12 protein-coding genes are annotated in these 19061 nt (G+C 52.4%); 4 read left to right on the top strand and 8 right to left on the bottom strand.

Annotated elements, in window-relative coordinates; genetic code table 11:
- Window positions 1–110: 110 nt before the first annotated feature.
- A complete protein-coding gene (gene cls, locus P40081_RS05835) occupies window positions 111–1541 on the bottom strand; it encodes a cardiolipin synthase (RefSeq protein ID WP_042134040.1) in 1431 nt (476 codons plus the stop codon).
- A gap of 213 nt (window positions 1542–1754) precedes the next feature.
- Between cls and P40081_RS39720 the strand changes: the two genes are divergently transcribed.
- Both P40081_RS39720 and P40081_RS05825 read left to right on the top strand, forming a co-directional pair.
- Window positions 1755–2978 (top strand): M23 family metallopeptidase, encoded by a 1224-nt coding sequence (locus tag P40081_RS39720; RefSeq protein ID WP_042134039.1) that lies wholly within the window; start codon window positions 1755–1757, stop codon window positions 2976–2978.
- 22 nt (window positions 2979–3000) lie between these two features.
- On the top strand, window positions 3001–3450 hold the full coding sequence (locus P40081_RS05825; protein WP_042134037.1) for a bactofilin family protein: 450 nt from the start codon (window positions 3001–3003) through the stop codon (window positions 3448–3450).
- Between the two features lie 55 nt (window positions 3451–3505).
- On the opposite strand, the gene P40081_RS05820 is transcribed toward P40081_RS05825, so the two are convergent.
- The 5 genes from P40081_RS05820 to P40081_RS05800 all read right to left on the bottom strand — a co-directional run bounded on the left by P40081_RS05820 (window position 3506) and on the right by P40081_RS05800 (window position 13827).
- Window positions 3506–4297 (bottom strand): ABC transporter permease, encoded by a 792-nt coding sequence (locus tag P40081_RS05820; protein WP_042134035.1) that lies wholly within the window; start codon window positions 4295–4297, stop codon window positions 3506–3508.
- Entirely contained in the window at window positions 4290–5216 is a 927-nt protein-coding gene (locus P40081_RS05815; RefSeq protein ID WP_042134033.1) for an ABC transporter ATP-binding protein, read from the bottom strand. Before P40081_RS05815 ends, P40081_RS05820 begins: the two co-directional genes overlap by 8 nt.
- Window positions 5217–5731: 515 nt before the next feature.
- Window positions 5732–10327 carry a glutamate synthase large subunit gene (gene gltB, locus P40081_RS05810; protein ID WP_042140782.1) on the bottom strand — a complete coding sequence of 1532 codons (4596 nt, stop codon included), beginning with the start codon at window positions 10325–10327 and terminating at the stop codon, window positions 5732–5734.
- Window positions 10328–10701: 374 nt separating this feature from the next.
- Window positions 10702–13056 (bottom strand): YhgE/Pip domain-containing protein, encoded by a 2355-nt coding sequence (locus tag P40081_RS05805; protein ID WP_042134032.1) that lies wholly within the window; start codon window positions 13054–13056, stop codon window positions 10702–10704.
- A 195-nt stretch (window positions 13057–13251) separates the two neighbouring features.
- A complete protein-coding gene (locus P40081_RS05800) occupies window positions 13252–13827 on the bottom strand; it encodes a TetR/AcrR family transcriptional regulator (RefSeq protein ID WP_039302173.1) in 576 nt (191 codons plus the stop codon).
- 296 nt (window positions 13828–14123) lie between these two features.
- Here P40081_RS05800 and P40081_RS05795 point away from each other — a divergent pair, with 296 nt between their 5' ends.
- On the top strand, window positions 14124–15320 hold the full coding sequence (locus P40081_RS05795; RefSeq protein ID WP_042134030.1) for a UDP-N-acetylglucosamine--LPS N-acetylglucosamine transferase: 1197 nt from the start codon (window positions 14124–14126) through the stop codon (window positions 15318–15320).
- A 151-nt stretch (window positions 15321–15471) separates the two neighbouring features.
- Here the strand turns inward: P40081_RS05795 and P40081_RS05790 are convergent, their stop codons facing one another.
- Together P40081_RS05790 and thpR are read right to left on the bottom strand one after the other, a co-directional pair.
- Complete coding sequence (locus tag P40081_RS05790; protein WP_042134028.1) at window positions 15472–16380, bottom strand: cell wall hydrolase; 909 nt, start codon at window positions 16378–16380, stop codon at window positions 15472–15474.
- Window positions 16381–16456: 76 nt separating this feature from the next.
- Entirely contained in the window at window positions 16457–17068 is a 612-nt protein-coding gene (thpR, locus tag P40081_RS05785; protein WP_042134027.1) for an RNA 2',3'-cyclic phosphodiesterase, read from the bottom strand.
- Between the two features lie 91 nt (window positions 17069–17159).
- On the opposite strand from thpR, the gene P40081_RS05780 reads away from it, so the two are divergent.
- A complete protein-coding gene (locus P40081_RS05780) occupies window positions 17160–18116 on the top strand; it encodes a D-2-hydroxyacid dehydrogenase (RefSeq protein WP_042134025.1) in 957 nt (318 codons plus the stop codon).
- Window positions 18117–19061 lie beyond the last annotated feature (945 nt).

Here is a 19061-nt window from a genome sequence, read left to right as displayed (position 1 = left end):
CGCTTTCTCCCCTTTGCTTCTTATGTTCCTATTATATCATAAAGGAAGCTCAAATAACGCATGGAACATGATATAACCTTCGATAAACGATGCTTACTTCACCTTTTATGTCATAAAAGCGGCGATAAGAGCTGACAGAGCCCCTCAATCAGTTTGACATTATGCGCTCTCTCCCTAAACTTTTTGGGATCGATGAATTCGCTGTGCTTCAGGTCCTGGCTGAAGTCCTCTGCCAGTTCCGCAATAATCGCCGGACGGAGCAGAACAGCCGTCAGTTCAAAGTTGGAATAGAAGCTGCGCATGTCCAGATTCGCACTGCCTACCGTTGCCAGCACGTCATCAATAATCATCACTTTGGCGTGCATGAAGCCTCTTGTATAGCGGTAGAACTTCACTCCGGCATCCTGCAGATTCTCAAGGTAAGACAGGGTTGCCTTATACACCAGCTTGTTGTCCGGCTTCGCCGGGATAATGATCCTCACATCCACTCCGCTGAGCACCGCATTCTTGAGCGCCCGGCAAATGGCCGGGTCCGGAATGAAATACGGGGAGGTCATCCAGATGCGCTCCTTCGCCGCACAGAGTGAAGCGAAAAACATTTCCTGTGTGGCATCAACCGCCCCATCGGGCCCGCTGGCTACAATCTGTACAGCATCCCGCCCGCTGCAGGCATGAACAGGAAAAAACCGCGGATGGCTCATAGTGTCACCGGCTGCCAGTCTCCAGTCTTTGAGAAACACATATTGCAGATGATACACTGCATCCCCTTCAACACGAAGATGCGTATCTCGCCAATAGCCCATCTTGGGGTCTTTTCCCAGATAATCATCACCTACATTCATTCCCCCGGTGAAGCCCGTCAGCCCGTCAACCACGAGTATCTTGCGGTGATTGCGGTAATTGAAGCGGCGGTCCAGCAGCGAAGTAAGCGGCGGCAGAAAAAAGTGAACCTGCACTCCTGCGTTCTTGAGCGTATTCACGAATCTCCGGCTCAGCTGATGACTCCCAAGCCCATCACACAGCAGACGCACCCTAACCCCCTGACGCGCCTTGCGGATCATAATCTCCTGAAACTGCCTGCCAATATCATCATCCCGGAAAATATAAAACTCCATGTGGATATGCTCTTGCGCATTCTCCATCACATCCAGCATCGCCTTATAGGCGTCCCCGGCATTATTGAGCACCTGACATTGATTATGGCTTGTAATGTGGCTTTCTGACAGGCCTGAGAGCAAATGCAGCAGTTCTTTACGGTTCTCAAACCCCGGATTCCCGGTATCTGCCGTGCTTTTGACGATATGGATTTTGCCGGCAACATGGGCGCGGATCTCCCTCAGCAGGGACACACACCGTTTGCCAAGCTTCCGGCTCTGCCAATAATCCCGCCCGAGGAAATAATAGAACAGCAGCCCCAGCGGCGGACAGCAGAAGGTAATGCATATCCAGGCCAGTGCCCTCTGCGGACGGCGGAACTCCGATATAACGATAATGGCAATCTGTATGATAAAAAGACTTAAGATAACTGCGAATATCCTCATCCCGGACCTCCTAAAAGTTATGTTATTGAAGATGATCTACTACAGGTCTTGCCGTAACTCTCCTTCTTTATTCAAGCAAACCGTTGTCATGTTCGCCAGAGGAATGGAATACATAGAGTAGTAGGACGAATCGGATGAGCCCCGCTCTATAGCAATGTTGGATTCACTCAGTTCATACCACGCGGCTGCTAAAGGCCGCAGGAAGGAGATGTTATGAAGAGTCAGCCCGATCATAACAAGATTACGCTGCTCGTCGTCCGTGAGGCCGGACGGCCGGTCAGACAGCTGCAGCTGTCCAAGCCGCTTGCCTTCGCCCTGCCTGCTGCGGCTGCCCTGTCTCTCTCCAGTCTGGTCACCTCCATGCATATTCATGCCTCCCGGTCCATTTCCGAGCTGGAAGCCGAAGCTGCGGCACTATCGCTGACGAATATCCGGATGGAGCTCAAGGTCGCCGACAAGGACCAGGCGCTGCTGCAGCTCCGCAGCCAGGTGACCGAGCTCTCGGAGGAAGCCCAGAGCATTAAAGACAAGCTGAAGAGTGTCTCTGAACTGGAGCAGCAGCTGCAGTCGCTGATTGAGAAAGAGACGACCTCTTCTTCCGGTACAGACAATGAACCCACTGCCTCTGCAGCTTCTGCCGCAAGCAGCCAGCCGTTCATTGCCGCATCAGCCAAAGTTGCTGCAAGCGGAACTAAGGGAGACGTCAAGGGAACCATAAGCCGTTCAAGTACGGCTCCGTTCCTTGCAGAGCATCCATCAGACACCTCTTCCGGCACGTTGTCTGCAGCTGATTTCCGTTTCGGGGTAGTTACCGCTGCATTAGGAAGTACAGTGCCCCCCCAGGTCGGCGGAGAGTACATCGCTGTATATGCCAATGACCCGCTGGAGCTGGTTCAGGAAACAAGAGACAACTACGAAGAAATAAAAACGATGCTGGAGGAAATGGTCAGCCGTATCTCCACTACAATTACAGAGGCCGAAAAAGCCAACACCCTGGAGGCTAACCTGCAGGCCAAGAAGGCACGTGAAGAAAAAGCGAGACTGGCCCCGGCTGTCCTCTGGCCCACAGGCTCGAAGGTGATCACCTCCAGCTTCGGTTATCGTTCCGATCCCTTCAAGGGGGTCTCTGCCTACCACTCCGGAATCGATATTGCCGGCCGCATCGGTGACCCTGTATACGCAGCGATGGAAGGTGTGGTCACTTCTGCCGACCAGCTGGGCGCCAGAGGCAAATATATCATTATCAAGCATGCGAACGGGCTGGAAACCTGGTATATGCATTTGAACGGCATGGTGGTCTCGCCCGGTGACAAGGTCAGCAAAGGGGAGCAAATTGGTATGCTCGGCAATACCGGACGCAGCACAGGTCCCCATCTCCATTTCCAGGTTGTGAAGCAGAATAAGCCGGTGAATCCGCTGAATTATGTTAAACCTTAAGAATACAAGGAGGAATGCAGGCATGTGGAACAAACGCAAACAAAGTGCTCCATATAAATCGACCGATTCACTTATCGGACATGGAGGCACACTTGAAGGTAAAGTCCATTGCGATACCAATCTGCGGATTGAAGGGAATTTCAGCGGGGAAATCCTGTGCCAGGGGACAGTTACGGTCGGCGAACAGGGAACGGTCCACTCCAGCATTAAGGCGCAGGAGGTTATTATTGCCGGCAAGGTCTACGGCGACGTGACCGCCAACCAGAAGCTGATCATGACCGAAACCGGACAGCTGCACGGTAATATCGCAGCCGGCGCACTGAGTATTATGGAAGGCAGCGTGCTGAACGGGTCCGTAGCCATGGCCGAACAGCCCGCCACAGAGACAGCGGGCGGGCTTCAGGCAGATGGTTCTACGGACAAGGCAGGTAAGCGGGGTTCCCATAAACAGAACAAACTGGAAGCAGGCTGAGCGGGCATAACCCCGCATATGCTTGCTTCCAGTCCTTGTGCAGCCCTGTACCACATTAAGCAGCGACATCTCTTTTACGGAATACAACCCAAGAGACGAGCATGAAAATAACGTAATATACCGCGAGGACAGCAATCGCGAACCCTAACGTAGCGCCTCCGGGGCCGGTGTCCGACAGCAGATAGCCGCTTAGATTCATATGGGCAAAAATCAGATAGTTAGCCCACTCATACCGTTCCGGGCTGAAGATGGCGATAAAGATATCTTTGGTGAACATGATGGACAGCGACAGTACAATCGCAAGGCCGCTGGAACGAAATACGCTGGAGATCATAAAGGCAATGGCTGCTGTGAGAAACAGCTCAATGTAGGCGCACATAATCGTCAGAAAAACGTATTCCCCCTGGCTCCAGGCCATCGTCGGCCCCCCTATCGAATCCACGGCCGAGGACGAGAAAATCAGGGCTGAGCCATAACCAAACACGATCAGCAGCAGAGTGCTAAACAAGCTGAAGAGCACCATCGATATATATTTCGAGAGCAGGATTTTGGAGCGGCTCCAAGGGCGGATCAGCAGCAGCTTAATCGTTCCCCAGGTGAATTCGCCCGCAACGGAGTCAGCAGCCACCAGGGCTGTGAAGATGGTGTTCAGGAAAAAAGCGATCGCTACGGTAGTCTGGAAGCTGTCCCATAACCCGATCGTTACCTCATTGCCTCCACTGGTGAAATGGATTAGCGCCGGAAACAGCGCACTCATAACCGCCAGAATGAACAGCATAATCCATGTCCGCAGACGTCTGTAAATTTTGATATTCTCATTATGTATGAGAGCAGCGAACTCACCCAATGCCTTCACCTCCTGTAATCTCCAAGAATTGATCTTCCAGTGACCGGAACAGCGGCTTGATGCTGTACACTTTAATTCCGCCGGCCACCAGCTTTGCGTTGAGCTCGGCAATTTCCTCCCGCACCGCCTCTACAGCAATACCCCCGTCCTTCACCACACCACGGCCCATCAGTTCCAGCGCAGCTTCAGGCTGATCCACTTCGAACAGGGTCTCACCCACCGGCACCAGCACATTGCCTACAGCTTTAAGCTGTTTCACTTCGATCAGGCGGCCGTTCTGGATAATCGCCACACTATCACACATGAGTTCCATTTCAGCAAGCAAATGGCTGGAGACAAAAACAGTAGTACCTTCCTTCTGGCACAGCAGGCGCAGATAATCGCGCAGCTCACGGATGCCCTGCGGGTCCAGCCCGTTGGTCGGCTCATCGAGAATCAGCAGCTTCGGCCGGTGCAGCAGTGCCTGGGCCACACCCAGCCGCTGGCGCATCCCCAGAGAATAGGTCTTAACCTTGTCGTTGATTCTCTGGCCGAGACCTACCAGCTCTACTACTTCACTAATCCGCTCCTTGGTCACACCGGGGACCATGCGGGCATACTGGCGCAGGTTCTGGTATCCGGTAAGGAACTTGTACATTTCCGGATTCTCCACAATAGCCCCTACATTCGCTATCGCCTCTTCAAAATGGTCTTTAATACTGCGTCCGCAGATGAGAATATCCCCGCGGCTAATGGAAATAAGCCCTACCATCATGCGGATGGTAGTTGTTTTACCGGCACCGTTCGGACCCAGGAATCCGAAGATTTGCCCGGGCGGAATATCGAGGGTCAAGTCATTGATCAGCGTTTTGGAGCCGATCTTTTTGGTAACCCCCATCAGGCTGGCCACAGGTTTCACAACTTCTGCCGTATTCGGCATAACTTCACTTCCTTTCGTCGGTTTGGATGAAACGGACTTGCGCTTTCGGATAAGGTGACTAATAGAAGAACTGAAGAGGCTCCAATGCATATGTTAGCCGTAATTGCGGTGAATGTTTGGACTTCCGGCCGCTGTTGTCTGCAGATTTCTTGATTCATACCGCTTTTGCGGTGGAAATCCGCAGACTGCTTATGCTTCCGATGCTAGCTTTCCTACGGAAAGCTTTCAGGCGGACGCTACCGCTCCTACAGTTCCAAACTTCCCCTCCGCTACTCCCATCTTAATATTGTCTCTTTCAGTTCAAGCTATATTAACCTTATCGCTGTATCAGCAACCCGTTTCATACATTTTTATATTCTACCATAGCTTTCCTTTTTCCTGAAATTAGGAAAGAAATGCAGTAATAGTAAAAGGGACAGTATCTTCCCCGTCTGATACGGGTAAGAATACTGTCCCTTGATCGTATAGTGCACACCGGCAATACCGGATGCATTTAAAAGTTGAAACCTTAAACCTTAGCCGCCGACACGGGCAAGCTCACGCATATTCGCTTCAAAAGCAGCCATCAGGGCAGCTTCGCCGGTCAGGCCATTCTGCTCCACCTTGCGGATCTGCTCCATCATCCGTTTGTAATCCTTCGGAATGACACGGGCAAACTTCGGCAGGGCCTGATCCCATGAATCGAGAATTGCTCTGCCCGCATTGCTGTCTGTAAGCTCGGTATGACGGGTAATCAGGCTATGCAGCTCAGCGATCTCATCCGCCTCCTCCACACGCTCCAGCAATACCATTTCCAGGTTACAGCGTTTGATGAACGTGCTGTCCGGATCATATACGTAGGCGATACCGCCTGACATCCCTGCCGCAAAGTTGCGGCCGGTTTCACCCAGAACAACCACACGGCCGCCAGTCATGTATTCGCAGCCGTGGTCGCCCACGCCTTCAACGACTACATTCGCCCCGGAGTTGCGGACTGCGAAACGTTCACCCGCAATCCCGCTGACATAAGCTTCGCCGCCAGTCGCTCCATACAGCGCCGTATTCCCGATGATGATATTATCTTCAGCGGCAAAGGTTGCCTTACGGGACGGTCTGATAATCAGCTTGCCCCCGGACAGCCCTTTGCCGACATAGTCATTGGAGTCGCCTTCGACCGTAATCGTGATGCCCTTCGGTACGAATGCGCCCAGACTTTGTCCGGCCGAGCCGGTGAAATACAACTTGATGGTGTCATCCGGCAGACCTGCTGCGCCATATTTGCGCGTCAGCTCGCTGCCCAGAATCGTACCCACGGCACGGTTGACGTTCGTGATCGGCAGGGATGCTTCAACTGCTGTGCCGGATTCCAGTGCAGGAGCGGCAATATCGAGCAGGTGAGTCATATCCAGCGTTTCTTCCAGGCCATGATTCTGGTGTTTGCTGCGGAAGCGTGTGCTTCCTTCCGGCATAGCCGGTGTATGCAGCAGGCTGTTCAGATCGACACCCTTCTTCTTCCAGTGGGTCGAAGCCTGAACCGCATCCAGGCAATCCGTGCGGCCGACCATTTCTTCAATGGTGCGGAAGCCGAGCTCAGCCATAATCTCGCGCAGATCCTGTGCTACAAAGGTCATGAAGTTAACGACATGCTGCGGATCTCCCATGAAGTTCTTGCGGAGCTCCGGATTCTGCGTAGCAACGCCGACCGGGCAGGTATCCATCTGACACACACGCATCATGATACAGCCTACAGCTACCAGCGGTGCAGTAGCGAAGCCGTATTCTTCAGCGCCAAGCAGAACAGCTACTGCCAGATCACGCCCGCTGAGCATCTTGCCGTCTGTTTCCAGTACAACACGGTCGCGCAGATTGTTCAGCATCAGTGTCTGGTGTGTCTCAGCCAGACCCAGCTCCCAAGGCAGTCCGGCATGACGGATGGAGTTCATCGGTGAAGCACCGGTGCCGCCGTCATAGCCGCTGATCAGGATAATATCGGCACGGCCTTTGGCCACACCGGCAGCAATGGTGCCTACGCCGACTTCGGATACAAGCTTAACGTTAATATTGGCACGAGGATTGGCATTCTTCAGATCATAGATCAGCTCTGCCAAATCCTCGATCGAGTAAATATCATGATGCGGCGGCGGTGAGATCAGACCTACACCTGCTGTAGAGCCGCGGACTTCGGCAACCCAAGGATATACCTTGCGGCCCGGAAGCTGTCCGCCTTCACCCGGCTTAGCGCCTTGTGCCATCTTGATCTGGATCTCGTCGGCATTCACCAGATAGTTCGAGGTTACGCCGAACCGTCCCGATGCCACCTGCTTGATCGCACTGCGGCGGGAATCGCCGTTAGCGTCCGGAATGAAGCGCGCCGGATCTTCCCCGCCTTCGCCGGTATTGCTCTTGCCGCCGATACGGTTCATCGCAATGGCCAATGTCTCATGGGCTTCCTTGCTGATCGAGCCGAAGGACATGGCGCCGGTCTTGAAGCGTTTCATGATCGATTCCGCCGGTTCTACCTCATCAAGCGAAACGGGTGCATTAGTCGATTTGAACTGCAGCATCGAGCGCAGAGTCTGGTGTTTCTCGCTTTCGCCCTGAACAAGTGCCGCATATTTCTTGTACATCTCGTAATCTCCGCTGCGTACGGAATGCTGCAGCAGATGAATCGTCTGCGGGTTGAACAGATGCTCTTCCCCGTCACTCCGCCACTGGTATTCACCGCCGGAATCCAGCACCTTGTCGTTGCCGTCTTTGTCGGTGAAGGCTCGGTTATGGCTGGCAAGTGCTTCTAGAGCCACTTCCTCCAGGCCAATTCCCCCGATACGGGATGGTGTCCAGGTGAAGTAACGGTCTACGAACTCCGAGTTCAGGCCTACAGCTTCAAAAATCTGTGCGCCGCGGTAAGATTGAATTGTGGATATCCCCATTTTGGACAGGATTTTGACAACACTCTTCGTAGCTGCCTTGATATAGTTCTTCACAGCCTTCTCATGCGAGATTCCGCGGAGCAGGCCTTGGCCGATCATATCATCCAGACTCTCAAAGGCCAGATAAGGGTTGACCGCACTGACACCATAACCAAGCAGAAGCGCATAATGATGAACTTCACGCGGTTCACCGGATTCCAGCAGGATACTGACCTTGGTCCGTGTTCCCGAGCGGATCAGATGGTGATGCAGGCTGGAGACAGCCAGCAGCGCCGGAATAGCAGCATTGTCGCGGTCTACCCCGCGGTCTGACAGAATAAGTATATTATGTCCTTTGGCCATAACACGGTCTGCCGCCTCATTCATACGCTCCAGAGCGATACGCAGCCCTTCCGCCCCCAGCTCTGCCGGGAAGAGAATCGGAATGGACATCGATTTGAAGCCGGCACGGCGTACATGACGCAGCTTGGCGAAATCCTCGTTCGAGAGAATCGGAGAATCCAGCGAGATCTGACGACAGCTCTCCGGTTCTGCTTTGAGCAGATTGCGTTCAGGCCCGATCGTTGTTGCCGTGGACGTTACCAGTTCTTCACGGATCGCATCAATCGGCGGGTTGGTTACCTGGGCAAACATTTGTTTGAAGTAGTTGTAGAGCCGCTGCGGACGGTCAGACAGTACCGCCAGCGGTGAATCATAACCCATGGACCCGACAGCTTCGGCACCTGTGGATGCCATAGGCTCCAGCACCTTGCGCAGATCTTCAAAGGTATAACCGAACGACTGCTGAAGTTGCTGCACGTTATCATGCTTCGGATTCGGCAGCTCCGGTGCTTCCGGAAGCTCATCGAGGCTGATCAGGTGCTCATCCAGCCAATCCTGATAAGGCTGCTGCGAAGCAATTTCAGCCTTGACCTCTTCATCAGAGATAATACGGCCCTGCTTCGTATCCACAAGCAGCATACGGCCCGGTCTCAGGCGGTCTTTGTATAGTACATCCTCTGCCGGGATGTCTAGGACTCCCGCTTCGGAGGACAGAATGATCAGATCATCTTTGGTGACATAATAACGCGCAGGACGAAGACCGTTACGGTCGAGGATCGCCCCGATTTGCACGCCGTCGGTGAAGCCCATTGCGGCAGGCCCGTCCCATGGCTCCATCAGGGTGCTGTGGAATTCATAGAAGGCTTTCTTCTTCTCGTCCATGCTGTCATGATTGCTCCAAGGCTCAGGAACCATCATCATCGCAACATGCGGCAGGGAGCGTCCGCTCAGGTACAGGAACTCGAACGTATTATCGAACATCGCAGTATCGGAGCCGTCGGGGTTAACCACCGGCTTGATCTTGCCGAGATCCTCTCCGAACACTTCGCTCTTGAACAGCGACTGGCGGGCATGCATCCAGTTCACATTGCCGCGAAGGGTGTTGATTTCGCCATTGTGAATCATGAAGCGGTAAGGGTGGGCACGTTCCCAGCTTGGGAAGGTATTGGTACTGAACCGGGAGTGGACAAGCGCAATCGCCGACTCCAGCTTCTCATCCTGCAGATCCAGGTAGAACTGTCCAACCTGTACAGTAGTCAGCATGCCCTTGTATACGATCTTCTTGCAGGATAAACTCGGTACGTAGAAGGATTCCCCCTCTTCTGCTCCGCCGTAGCGGATCGACAGCTCCGCACGTTTGCGGATCACGTACAGCTTGCGTTCAAAAGAAAGATCATCCTTAATTCCTTCAGAGCGGCCGATAAATACCTGCCGCACATAAGGCTTGGCAGCCTTGGCCGTCTTGCCGAGCATTTCGTCAAAGGTAGGCACATCGCGGTAGCCGAGCACCTGCTGGCCCTCTTCAGCGATAATCTCGCTCAGGAGCGCCTCATGGCGGGTCCGGATCTCCTCGTTATGAGACAGAAAGATCATGCCCACGCCGTAATGGCCCTGTTCCGGCAGCTCAAAGCCAAGCTTCGCTGCTTCGCCGGCAAAGAAACGGTGCGGAATCTGCAGCATAATGCCGGCTCCGTCACCAGAGTTCGGCTCGCTTCCCTGGCCTCCCCGATGCTCCATATTAAAGAGCATAGTCAGAGCATTGCTAACAATATCATGGGACGGTTTGCCTTTAATATGGGCAACAAATCCCATGCCGCAAGCGTCTTTTTCGAACTGAGGATCATAAAGGCCCTGTTTGCCGGGCAGTTCAGTGTGTCTCATCATACGCAACCTTTCTATTATAAAGTAGACGGAATTCCAGGAAAATTTTTCAGAGGAAAATCTTAATAATTATTCAAGCCAGATTGGTTATATTATTTTATCATCGACCTGACATGAGCGCAATTTAAACTTTTTTATGAGCTTGATTAACAAATGCTTTTGCAGCGCAGCTTTAGCGGATAAAAGCGTAAAAAATCTTCTCAGTGCATAATTATGCATAAAAGACGAATAAGTTCTTATGCATTGAAAGCGTTTCATTTATTTTCCTGCCATGGGTATGGCACTTTTTTTACCCATTTAGTTTTCTGTATAAGCCAAAAACGCCCCCTCAGGGGCGTTTTTGTGTCCTCATATTTACAAGAAAATGTGTTCCATTATACAGTCAAAACTTGTTCACTTTTCAGCAGAGCTTCATTACCGCGGTCACGGGTCATGAAGTAGGTGAAGGTAAGCGCCAGGAATACTATGCCGTAAGCGGCCAGCAGTCCGGCATCATTCCACATCGAGCTGAAGTCGCCAGTGGAGATGACTGCCTTGAAGCCTTTGACACTATAAGTCATCGGCAGCAGCGGATTGAAGATCTTCATCCAGTTAGGAATCAGCTCCAGCGGGAACGTACCCGCACTCGTAGTCAATTGGAAGATCAGAATCAGGATGACTACGAAACGGCCCGGCTGGTCAAGCCAGGTTACGATCGCCTGGATCATCCACATGAAGGCAAGACTGGTGATGAAGGAGAAGGCGTAGAACAAGCCTACACTCTGCACTTCAAGGCCCAAGCCGTACAGAACAATCAGGATGGCGAGAAGTGCCTGGAGCAAGCTCATCATGGAGAACGTAAGAGTACGGCTCATGAACCGGTTGAACCGGCTGGCTCCGATCACTTCAGATTCACGCATCGGAATAACAATCGTACAGATCAGTGCGCCTACGAACAAACCGAGAGACAGGAAGTAAGGGGCGAATCCTGTTCCATAGTTCGGTACCTTGCTGACTTTCACTTCTTCAATCTGTACCGGCTGGGCAAACATGGATACCAGCGCATCGCTCTTGTTCACAGCATTAGTCTGCGTTGCAGCATCGCCCAGCTTGCTGGCCAGCTCACCGGAGCCTGCTTTCAGCTCATCCAGACCGTCCTTGAGCTGGCCTGCTCCGTCACTCAGCTGCTTCGAGCCGTCAGCTACAGAGCTGAGGCCGCTGCCAAGCTGTCCTGCGCCGCTCAGCAGCTTCGCTGTACCGGCTTCAAGCGCCTTGCCGCCGTCTGCCAGCTTCGCACCGCCTGCGGCCGCTTCGTCCAGCTTCGCGCCGAACTGCTGCATGCCTGCCGACAGCTTAGCACCGCCTGCTGCAAGTGTGCCCGCGCCAGCCGCCAGCTGCTGCTGGCCTTCCAGCAGCTGTGCGCTGCCGGCGTTCAGCTGCTGCGCTCCGGCATGCAGCTGCGTTACACCTGCATCAAGCTGCTGGGAACCGCTGTGCAGCTGATTCGCTCCCTGCACCAGCTGCTCCTGGCCGCTGTGCAGTGCCGTTGCTCCTGCCAGCAGCTGCTCCTGGCTCTGGTCCAGCTGTGCAGTGCCGGTCGCCACTGCTGTACTTGCCGCCAGCAGCTTCTGTACATCCGGGCTTGCCGCAAGCTGCGGGTTCGATTTCGCCAGTGCCTGCAGACCGTCTGCTACCGCCTTGGCTCCGGCTGCCGCTTTCGCGCTGCCTTCCTTCGAAGCCGTAAGACCGGCTTCGAGCTTCGCGCTGCCTTCTGCGGAAGAGGTCAGACCCGCTTCCAGCTTCGCGCTGCCGTCCACCACCGACTTCGTGCCAGCCTGCAGCTTGGCGGTTCCGTCTACGGCCGACTGTGTGCCGTCCTTGAGCGAAGCCGCTCCGGCTGCAGTCTTCTGCAGCCCTGCATCAAGCTGCTTGCTGCCTGCTGCCGACTGGGTTACACCATCCTGCAGCTGCTTATGTGCTGCGGACAACTGCTGAAGCCCTCCGGCCAGCGTGCTGCTGCCGGCTTCCAGAGCCGCTGCTCCGGTATTCAGATCCGTCACACCCTGGGTAAGCGGCGCTACACCATCGAGCAGCTTGCCGGTGCCTTCAGTCAGGACAAGCAGATTGTCCTTCAGCTTAAGCGCTCCGTCATCCAGCTTGGTGGCACCGTCAGCAATCTTGGTGGCGCCGTCCCCGGCTTCGCCAAGCCCGCTGGCGATATCCGTGATTTTATCAAATACAGATTCGGTATACGCTTCTGTGATCTTGGCAGACACTTTAGTCTTGATATCCTTCACTGCCGTGCCGCCGATCTGGCCAGCCAGGAAGTTGTAGCCTTCATTCGGCTCGTAGATGATTTTGGCCGGCTGCGGATCTGCATCCAGCAGGGTAGTAGCTTTGGCCGAGAAGTCTTCCGGAACAATAATCGCCATATAATAGGTATTGTCCGCAAGTCCGGCTTCCGCTGCTTCACGGCTGACGAAATTCCACTTGAACCCGTCCGTCTTCTTCAGCTCCGCCACCAGGTCTGATCCGGCGCTCAGCTTGGAGCCCTCATAATCAGCACCTTTATCTTCATTTACGACAGCGACCGGAAGCTCGTTCATTTTACCGTAAGGATCCCAGAATGCCTTCAGGAATAATCCGCTGTACAGTACAGGAATGAACAGAATGGCAAACATGGAAATACGCATCTTGGGATTCTTAAAAACCGCGCCAAGGTCCTTGATAAACACGGATAAAGATTTCATTCTGGTTCTCTCCTTCTAATCATATGCTCTCTTTAAAATGCTATAAATTCCTCTGAAATGATATTTTCGTGAATGTTACAGTAACACTGGTTGACCATTTTCCCCATTCAGTCAGTCAAGAGCAAAAAAAATTTGCCTGTTCACATCAGGGAAAGCGCAGGTTCACAGACGCCGTCCCTATACCGGACTTAAATTCTACTGTGACAGGCCTTCTGCCAAAAATAAATGAAAGTAGCATTTAATCTGCTCTTTGGTCAAAGGCACATGCACCTTGCTCAGTTCAGCAGTAAGTACGATATAAAGCCTGAACATTACTACCGAGACAATCTGGGGATCGCAGGGCTTGATCTCCCCTTGACGGATTGCCTGTTCCACCTCCCGTTCCAAATATTCAAGTACGACACTCTCGATCTTGTCGAGCCCATCACCGGCCTGCGGCGTTCCGAAATCACGACTTTCCTGGGACAGCTTGATGAATAGCTCATGTTCGCTCCGAAATTCCAGCAGGGCGTCCAGCACGCGGTGCAGATTATCAAAAAACGGCTTGTCGCGTTTAATCTCCCGCTCGGCGATTCTTTTCATCTCAATAATGACATCTCGCAGAATCTCGTCAAATAATTGTTCCTTGTTCGTAAAAAAGGTATAAATCGTCCCTTTGCCGACATTGGCAATCTTGGCGACCTGATCCATTGTAGTTGCCTTATAGCCGAATAATGAAAAAGATTTCGTCGCCGCCTGAAGCACCTGCTGCCTTCGATCTACCACAGCCACCCGTGCACTCCCTTTCGTCAGGAAATATCATTGCGTCCGCGTTCTGACCAATTTACTAATCCGGTCACTCGGTCAAGACCAACTTTATCACGATGCTCCTGCCAATGCAATACTTGTGCCCAACTTTTTTTATTTTATTGCAGTGTTTTAACTTTCTATTTACGTCTTATTTGTATAATGTGAGAAAAGAAGCAAAAACCCTAGTATAATATAATAGAACATGAACATGGGATCTCGAATGAACCGATGAAGAGAACTCGTAATTCTACCCATGATGGAAAGTAGCAGGTGAACTTATGCGAAAGAAAAGAGTACTGCTGTTTTCGGAAGGCTTCGGCACGGGCCATACAGGGGCAGCCTATGCTCTGGCCGAAGGAATAAGACTGCTGAGTCCGGATGTGCAGTGCCGGGTCATTGAGCTTGGAAAATTCCTCAATCCTACGGTCGCACCATGGATTCTTTCCGCTTACCGCAAAACAGTCAGCAGCCAGCCAAAGCTGGTCGGCATGATGTATAAGACCCAATATCATAAATCACTGAACCGGTTGACTAAGCTGGCTCTTCACCGGATTTTTTATACACATGCCTCACAGGTCATAGAGCAGCTTAAACCCGATTTGATTATCTGCACTCATCCGATTCCGGCCGCAGTCATCTCCAGATTGAAGCAGCAGGGGCTGGATGTCCCGCTCTACACGCTGATTACAGATTATGATGCTCACGGCAGCTGGGTGAACGCCGAAGCCGACCGCTATCTCGTCTCTACTTCACGCGTCAAATCGATTCTTACCGGACGGGGCGTATCTCCTGAGCTGGTGACGGTTACCGGCATCCCGGTGCATCCGAAGTTCTGGGAGCGCCATAGCAAGACTCAGCTCCGCAAGGAGCTGGGGCTCGCCGACATTCCTACCGTGCTCATTATGGGCGGCGGCTGGGGGCTGATGTTCGGGAAGGACATCATGAATTCGCTCACGGCCCGGATGGATGAGATCCAGCTTATATTCTGTATGGGCAGCAATGACAAGCTGGTAGCCAAAATGAAAGCCAACCCGCTGCTGGACCATCCCAATGTAAAGATTCTCGGCTACAGCAGCGAGATCAACAAATTAATGGATGCTTCCGATCTGCTGATTACGAAGCCGGGCGGAATGACCTGTACTGAAGGTCAGGCCAAAGGCATTCCGATGCTGTTCTACAGCGCCATCCCGGGGCAGGAAGAGAAGAACAGCCAGTATTTTGTAGAGCTGGGGCTGGCCGAGGTACTTGATTCGGAAGTGGTGAACAAATGGTTCTCCATGCTGCTGCATGAATATGCCGGACTTGAATTACAGCGGAAACGCCGGACTTCCCCTGAACGCCAGCAGCCTCAGCATTGTGCAGCTACTGTGCTCCAGCTGCTGGGCAAGCCCGCCAGCCAAGCTGTTGCCGAATCCGAGTCGTGGAGCTCCCCCTCACAGGTGCGCAATGAAGAGGCCGTCTATGTCACCCCGTAGACGGACCCCGGTGAACAACAACATAAAGAACCTCCAGCCACTGGTAAGCGTGGATTTGGAGGTTCTTTTGCATTACATAAGATGAGAATGCAGCGGAAACCTTCTCCGCGCGCAACCAGCGTGAATTCGGATGGCAAGAATGTAACAGTGATTATTTGTAGAAGGTATGATTGCCGATGGTCTTAAGGAGTGTCCGTGAATGATGCACAGTAAGATCCTGCGCGAGCGTCAGCGATAAGAAGAAGTACGTGTCATCCGTAACTTCCTTAACTCCCATAAGTGCAGCATTAACAGCCTTGATACTGTCTGCGTTGGGCTTCACACGCTTTAGACGGCCGTTGGCGACAGGACTAAATTGGCTTTTTTGATAGATTACATCATGAATGGTATCGGGAAAATTGGCTGACCGCAGCCGGTTCAGAACAACGTTGGCAACTGCCACCTTGCCCTGGTACGGTTCGCCTTCTGCTTCTGCCATGACGATTTTTTGCAGCAGTAGCAGGTCTTCTTCGGATACGGCGTAGCTCCAGGTAGCTTCAGCTTGCTGCTCCTGGCTTAGTAGCTTGGTCCGAGAGAAGAACAATGTTGCGGGGGGATGTTGCTGAGTTGCCGCTTTGACTTTATTTACGCTCGTTGTCCCCTTGGCCGCTTTCTTCAGCGCTTGCGCCGCTGACGGCGTTGCTTTCACCACAGTTACCTTAGCCTTAGGCTTAGGCTGAACGGCGCCCGTCTTCGCAGCCTCTTGACGCTGCAGCTTCTCGGGGCTTAACCATCCGGCGCTTACCATGCGGGCCCAGGTGTGGACCGGTTCGGCAGCTGTGGTGTAAAGCATGGGAATCATTGTGCTGGATGAAGGGCTTGTCCTATATACAGCAGATGCAGCTTTCGGAACACGGGGCTCCAGAGACTCATGGCCGGCAGACTTCAATTTACCCATTTCTATTACATTCTCCCCGGTAGCAGCAGATCCTTCGGGGTTCATCAAACTTATCGCTGAGAAAGACACTAAAATTACGCTAACCAGCAGCGCAATACAGCGGCTCTGTTTAAATATTAACATTATTTACCTCCTATTTTACGGCACACTCCTATTGTATGTAACCGAAAATGGAAGCTTTGAAAACTTTCTTGTCGATTTATGTTGAGAAAAATGTAAATTTTTCGGTCATTTCATACATAGGAATGGCATGCATCCTGGTAGCATACACCACAAAAGCATCCACCGTCCAGCCTAAGTCTGGAAGTAAATTGCCTGCGGGACGTCCCTTTACCCGTAAATTTTCCAGCCGCTCCAGCGTAAACGGCTGCTCCTCACGGTATTTGCGGGCCACTGTCAAATGGGGATTATACGTTCGCGTTTCCGCCGTGAACCCTAACGGAATTGTCGCGGAAACCACCTTTTTCTGCAGCTCCCTGAGCGGCTCGAGCTCCCCGGAAACCCCCGTCCAGAGCACTCTTGGCGAGTCCGGGAGGCCGAATGTGCCCCATTCTCCGAGCTTCAGCTGAAAGCCTTTGCTTGACGAGGAAACTTTCCGGAGCGCCGCGAACAGGGCCGGGATATCCTCCTTCGGAGTGTCGCCAAGAAATTGCAGCGTAATATGGAAATCTTCAAAATGTGTCCATCTGGCAAATTTAAGTCCGGAAGACACGCGGGCAGACTCATTTTTAAGATAATAGCGCAGCGCTTCCGGCAAAGGTATCGCGATAAACAGACGCTCAAATTCTTGCTCCGGCTCCTTATGTTCCATTCTAATTTCACCTTTCCAGGCAGATTTGTTATGCTTATTCTATACTTATCGTCCATTTCTCTACTGAAATGTAGAATAGGAGGGAACCAACATGACTAAATCCATCGTTTGTATGCAGCATTTATCAGATGGGCAGCAGGAGCTGATCCGCGCCGCTGCACCAGATTATACCCTTACCCTCGGAGATTCCAGGAATCCGGACCTTGAGCTGCTCTCCGGTGCGGAAATTATCATCGGCTGGGGAAAAGGCGCCAGTGATACCCTTCTGCGCCAGGGTTCACCGCTGCGCTGGGTCCAGGCCTGGTCTGCCGGTGTGGAGAAACTTCCGCTCGAAGCCATGCATGAACGCGGGATTCTGCTGACGAATGCCAGCGGTGTTCATGCCGAACCGATTACTGCCGTTATCTTCAGCTTCATGCTGATGTTCACCCGGAACATGCATACCGCTATCCGCAACCAGCAGAACCGCCGCTGGCATTCGGATGGACAAGAGAGTGAATTGACCGGCAAGACGGCAGTGATTGCCGGAACCGGCTCCATCGGCAGTGAAACCGCCAGAATTGCCAAGGCTTTCCGTATGAAGACGATCGGTGTGAGCCGTTCCGGCCGGCCGGTTGACGGCTTCGATGAGGTCTTCACGACCGGACAGCTGAAGGATTCCGTGAGCGACGCCGATTTTATTATCAACACTTTGCCGATCACCGACGAGACGCAGGGAATATTCGATGCAGACATCTTCTCCGCTGCCAAGCAGGGGGCTTATTACATTAATATTGGCCGCGGAGCGACTACCAATACGGACGATCTAATCTCAGCGCTGCACAGCGGACAGCTTGCCGGTGCCGGACTCGATGTCTTCGAGAAAGAGCCGCTGCCGGAGGATCACCCTCTGTGGGGGATGGAGCAGGTCATCATGACCCCTCACTGTGCCGGGGTAACCGACCGTTACGCGGACCGGGTAGTGGATATTTTCGTTGAGAACATGAAGGCCTATCTGGAGTCCGGAACGCCTTCACTCAATCTGGTCGACTACAGCCGCCAATATTAAGCCTCCGCCGCCTGGGCTGGCGGGGTTGCTGTGGGATATGCGGACCTGTTTGTAACTTGCGGGTTTAAAGGTGCCTCCTGCGGCTAAATGTTGTACATATTACAACATTGGATGTTAGATAAAAGGGTTTTCTAGAGAATTGTTGTATGAAATACAACAATTCTCTCGTTAATCTGCCGGATGGAGGCGAAATGATGCCTTTTGTACAACAATTTTCCGTTAACGTCGATCTTTTGAGGAAAATGTTGTATTTTGTGCAGGATTTCAACTATATAGACTATAGATTGAGCTGGAAAGTACCTTGCTCCGTAGAACCCTGCACTGGCAAGACTCCTGCGCGGACAAGTCTATTGTGAACTAGCTAGTGCGGAGTGCATTGCAATTACTTTAATTGTATTTCCTGCAGTTAAATAACGGCGAAAAAACGGATTTGCCCGGTTAACTGTATTCTGTACAACTAAAATAGCAGTACGTCTTTTTTCCCGGAGTATGGGGGATTTTAACTGCAGAGAATGCAATTAAAGTCCTCGCAGCACAATAACCGATCGCTTTAGTTGCACAAAATACAGTTAGTTAGTACTTAGGCAGCGCGAATTTCGTCATCAATTAGCCAAGGAGTTCGAGCCTGCAGTTCGAGCTAGGAGCCGGGGCCATCTGAAAAATCACCCGTTCAAGCTGAAAAGCAATATAGCTTTGCTCCCCCAGCACAATACCAAGACAAAAGCAGCCTCTGCTAACCTAAGCAGAGGCTGTTTATATATTCCCACATCACTATATAGTTTGAACTTGAGATTTACAATTAGGGGGAGAAGTGGCGGAAGAGAAGTTTGGAACTGTAGGAGCGCTAGCGTCCGCCTTTGTTCACGGATTTCCACCGCTACTAGCGGTATAAATCAAGAAATCCGGGAACAACAGCGGCCGGAAGTCCAAACATTCTCTGCAGTC

This window comes from Paenibacillus sp. FSL P4-0081 (assembly GCF_000758565.1).
In the GTDB taxonomy this organism is placed as follows: domain Bacteria; phylum Bacillota; class Bacilli; order Paenibacillales; family Paenibacillaceae; genus Paenibacillus_AQ; species Paenibacillus_AQ phytohabitans.
The sequence above is the reverse complement of the archived record's forward strand: the minus strand, read 5'-3'. Positions and strand labels throughout refer to the sequence as shown.

Coding starts and splice junctions, on each gene's coding strand:
- P40081_RS05805 (WP_042134032.1), bottom strand. CDS start 13,056: ATGAAATCTTTATCCGTGTTTATCAAGGACCTTGGCGCGGTTTTTAAG.
- P40081_RS39720 (WP_042134039.1), top strand. CDS start 1,755: ATGAAGAGTCAGCCCGATCATAACAAGATTACGCTGCTCGTCGTCCGT.
- P40081_RS05795 (WP_042134030.1), top strand. CDS start 14,124: ATGCGAAAGAAAAGAGTACTGCTGTTTTCGGAAGGCTTCGGCACGGGC.
- thpR (WP_042134027.1), bottom strand. CDS start 17,068: ATGGAACATAAGGAGCCGGAGCAAGAATTTGAGCGTCTGTTTATCGCG.
- P40081_RS05825 (WP_042134037.1), top strand. CDS start 3,001: ATGTGGAACAAACGCAAACAAAGTGCTCCATATAAATCGACCGATTCA.
- gltB (WP_042140782.1), bottom strand. CDS start 10,327: ATGAGACACACTGAACTGCCCGGCAAACAGGGCCTTTATGATCCTCAG.
- P40081_RS05815 (WP_042134033.1), bottom strand. CDS start 5,216: ATGCCGAATACGGCAGAAGTTGTGAAACCTGTGGCCAGCCTGATGGGG.
- P40081_RS05780 (WP_042134025.1), top strand. CDS start 17,160: ATGACTAAATCCATCGTTTGTATGCAGCATTTATCAGATGGGCAGCAG.
- cls (WP_042134040.1), bottom strand. CDS start 1,541: ATGAGGATATTCGCAGTTATCTTAAGTCTTTTTATCATACAGATTGCC.
- P40081_RS05790 (WP_042134028.1), bottom strand. CDS start 16,380: ATGTTAATATTTAAACAGAGCCGCTGTATTGCGCTGCTGGTTAGCGTA.